Annotated in this window: 4 protein-coding genes; all 4 read left to right on the plus strand. The window is 44.2% G+C overall.

Annotation, left to right across the window (positions count from 1 at the left end):
- Positions 1-215: 215 nt before the first annotated feature.
- The 4 genes from ACJROR_RS10485 to ACJROR_RS10500 all read left to right on the plus strand — a co-directional run bounded on the left by ACJROR_RS10485 (position 216) and on the right by ACJROR_RS10500 (position 3,437).
- Positions 216-1,190 (plus strand): hypothetical protein, encoded by a 975-nt coding sequence (locus ACJROR_RS10485; protein WP_406547008.1) that lies wholly within the window; start codon positions 216-218, stop codon positions 1,188-1,190.
- Between the two features lie 574 nt (positions 1,191-1,764).
- Positions 1,765-2,016, plus strand: coding sequence for a hypothetical protein (locus ACJROR_RS10490; RefSeq protein WP_406547009.1), 252 nt, complete (start codon positions 1,765-1,767; stop codon positions 2,014-2,016).
- A 384-nt stretch (positions 2,017-2,400) separates the two neighbouring features.
- On the plus strand, positions 2,401-2,793 hold the full coding sequence (locus ACJROR_RS10495; RefSeq protein ID WP_406547010.1) for a hypothetical protein: 393 nt from the start codon (positions 2,401-2,403) through the stop codon (positions 2,791-2,793).
- 164 nt (positions 2,794-2,957) lie between these two features.
- On the plus strand, positions 2,958-3,437 hold the full coding sequence (locus ACJROR_RS10500; RefSeq protein ID WP_406043829.1) for a hypothetical protein: 480 nt from the start codon (positions 2,958-2,960) through the stop codon (positions 3,435-3,437).
- Positions 3,438-3,524 lie beyond the last annotated feature (87 nt).

Genomic DNA, 3,524 nt, shown 5'->3' on the forward strand with positions numbered 1-3,524 from the left:
TGATAATTTGTTTTGTTATATCTTTTATAAAGATTCAGCTTTTATATTTTTACAAAATACACTGTACTGACCCTAACATGAAATTCACCAAACAAACGTTCTTATTTTGGGAAGTTGATATTTTTTAGTCTCAAGTTAATTATATGATTTAAATCATTATTTATATTCATTATTTTCTTTTACAAATTGTTTATCTTATTTAAAATCATGATGTTATGGCGAATAATATTAAGTTTCTGACCCAGTCAATGGTGGTTTATTCTGAAAAGCTCTCCGATCGGGGAGAGGATGCCGCTGTACTTAAGGTAAATGATACGGCTTCTCTTGCCGGGGTTTTTGACGGCTTGGGAGGTTCCGGTGCCCGTTCTTATTCCCGGGCAGAGTTTAAATCCGGTGCCTATCTCGCATCCCGCGTTGCCGCTCTGACAGTTCGGGACTGGTTTAAGAACCTTACTGAAAATTCAGCTCCTGAAAACTTTGATTTTGGGGGGGCGGACAAGATGAATCTTAAGAAGATGATCAAGGATTCATTACTAGAATTTAAATCAATACTAAAGGAGGAGCAGGTAACTCGTCTTAAAAGCTCTTTTTCCAAGGAACTTCCCACTACCATGGCGATTCAGCTGATAGTTCCGTTAGAAAGCGAAAGCAAGTACTGCTGTCAGGCGAATTTTCTGTGGGCCGGAGATTCCCGGGGCTATATCTTTGACGAAGATGGCCTTCATCAGATAACCGAGGACGATAACGATGTTGCGGATCCCTTTGAGAATATTTCCGCTGACGGCAAAATGACCAATGTGATTTATGCCGGCGGAAATTTTACGGTGCATTTCCGGAGTGTCCCTATGAAAAAGCCCTTCCTGTCCTTTGTGGCCAGCGACGGCTGTTTCGGGTACTTTTCATCTCCCATGGAGTTTGAATACCACCTGCTGAGAGCATTGGTGGACGCTCGAAGTTTTATGGAAGCGGAGCACCGCCTTTATGACTGTTTCGAGGCCCGGGCCGAGGACGATTTTTCCTTTGCCGGCCTCTTTTATTACGGAGAAAGGCCGGATATTTTCAGGAAACATGCTAAGAACAGGCTTCAGAAGCTGGAACCTCTTATCGCCCGTATCAGAACCGGCGGTGATGAAGCCAGAAGGGCCATCTGGCAGGAAGAGTACCGCGCAGGGTATCTCAGATTTCAGTAATGCGCTGATGAGATCAGATGGGATATTTGTGGTATATTCCGGACTGTTTTCTGTTTACAGCTCAATTAAGAAGGAATATTTTGTGCCGTACCAATCCGGGGTTATGCTGATAGTTTGTTCTTTAGCATTGCTGTCAATAACGTTAATAGGACTATCTGTTTACTGCCTGATTAAAAAGAAGTGGCGTCCGTTCACTTTGACAATGGGAATTGCGACGCCTGTTCTGGTTTATATTGTCAGTTCCTTCTTTTGGATTTGGGGTTCTTATGTTGCGACAATCTTGTTTTGGATGTCTTTAATCTATGGCTGTGCTTGCATAGTCTTGTCCGTAAAAAGGCCTGCCGCCGCAAAAAGTTCAGGCAATAGAGCCGAATAAGCTTTGCCTAATACCTCAAAACACGCATCCTCGGTGATTTATGCAGCCTGGAATTTTACCGCCGTGCATTTCCGGAGCGTGCAGATGAAAAGACACTTCCTGTCCTTTGTGACCAAAGACGGGTGTTTTTGGTAATTTTCTTCTCTCTGGAGTTTGAGTGCCATTTCCTGATGGCTCTGGCCGGGGGCATTCTGTGAATTGGAGTACAGCCTTCATGACTGCTTCAAGGTCTGGGTACATGATGACTTTTCCTGTGCCAGACTCTGTTACGAAGAACAGCCGGTGCTTTACGAAAAAAGGCGGAGTACCGGCTTTCAGAAGCTGGAACCTTTTATCGCCCGCATCAGAACAGGAGGGGATGAAGCCAGAAAGGCCATCTGGAAGTCGGAGTACCGCACAGGTATCTCAGTTTTGGGTAAGCGCTTCTTTAGCGAGACAGCGGCAGGATAGCAACTCAGCGCGCGTCTGGTTAACTGCTCTTCATTCGTCTCATTCATTATTCATTTCGTCTCAAATCAATCAAAATGAGAAGAAAAGTCAACGGCGTGAGAAGAAAAGGAGACCCTTATGACTTCCCGCTGGTTAGCTGGTATCCCATGCCCAGGCCGGACGCCATCTAAGCCAGAGCTGTTTCTGTATAGTCTGTTTGGAGCTTGCTTGTTCTCTCAGATGGAGATCAAATCACGGCTGAAATTATCTTTTTGAGAAAGTATCCGATATTAATCCATCCTATGAACACCTTAAGTATTATTATCTTAAGTATCGTCAACACAAGTAAAACAGAGGCCGAGTATGCTGGCAGATATTCTTTGGAAGCTGAGAGATTTTTACAAAATGATCCGTCAGGACTGGGCCGGGTATGGCCTCCTGGCTGTATTGTGCCTCGCGTCTTTTGCAACAGGAATTTGGATTATGATTGCCTACGGGTATGCGTGGGATTATGTCTGGCCGTTTCTTACTGCGGGATTGTCCAAGAACTGGTTCTGTGCCATTCTTTCTGTTATCGGCATGATACTCTGGTTTATTTTTTCAGGGTTTGTCGGCATCATTGTTCGCGGGTTTTTATTCATGAAATTTTTCGAAGAGAAACTCGAGGCCTTTTCTAATAAAGTGGACGATTATTGGAAAAACAGAAAAAACAAGCCCGCCAAAGAGGAATCCGGAGAAGAGTTTATTTGCGACAAGAACGGGACTCAGCCTGAAAACTCTGACAAGAACGGTGACTGAATGCAGGCAAGGGAACCTGCCTTGATCTCAGCGGCTGTTATTCAGGAGCTTTCTCTCTCCCGGCCGTAGCGTATATTTCTGCAGATACCATGAACTGGGCCGCCTTATGAGGAATTAATGGCAGCTTTGAGTGTTATTGTTGCGGGCATTGCTGTGGGTATTGTGTGGGTATTGCTGAGAAAGAAAACCGTATCTCTCCATCCTATGGACGTTTTAAGTACTATGATGATATTGCTGAATTTTTAAGTCTGGGATGCAGCGTCAAAGAGAGGCCGGATATGTCAGATGTTCTTTGCAGGTTAAGAGAGCTGTTTAAAACAATCATTGATAATTTGCCGGAGTTTCTGGTAACTGTTACCGGAATATTAATTTTTGTTGTGATTGTCCATTTGAATGAAGATTATGTTTGGCCATTTCTTGCTGCCGGATTGACCAGGAATTGGTTTATTGGGATTCTTTCTGCTCTGGGCATAGCAGTGTGGTATGCGGGTATCTATGTTATTCTGAGTTTTGCTTATTCGCTTTGCAGCGTAGACTTTCTGTTTAACATATCGAAAGCCTTCGGGAGGTTACTGGCAGCCATTTGGGGGAGCAGCAAAGAAAGCAAAGCTGCCGAAAATCACCTGACGAAAATGAGACCGTAGAGGAGTTTTTTTACGACAAGAACGAAACGGCCTCCGAAAAGCATGACAGCAAAGACGATAACAGCGGCAAGGATGATAACTGAATGC

Source organism: Succinimonas sp. (genome assembly GCF_045225735.1).
Taxonomy (GTDB): domain Bacteria; phylum Pseudomonadota; class Gammaproteobacteria; order Enterobacterales; family Succinivibrionaceae; genus Succinimonas.

What these genes read in the sequence shown, in the direction of transcription:
- ACJROR_RS10485 (WP_406547008.1), top strand. Translation starts at nt 216, where the DNA reads ATGGCGAATAATATTAAGTTTCTGACCCAGTCAATGGTGGTTTATTCT.
- ACJROR_RS10495 (WP_406547010.1), top strand. Translation starts at nt 2,401, where the DNA reads ATGATCCGTCAGGACTGGGCCGGGTATGGCCTCCTGGCTGTATTGTGC.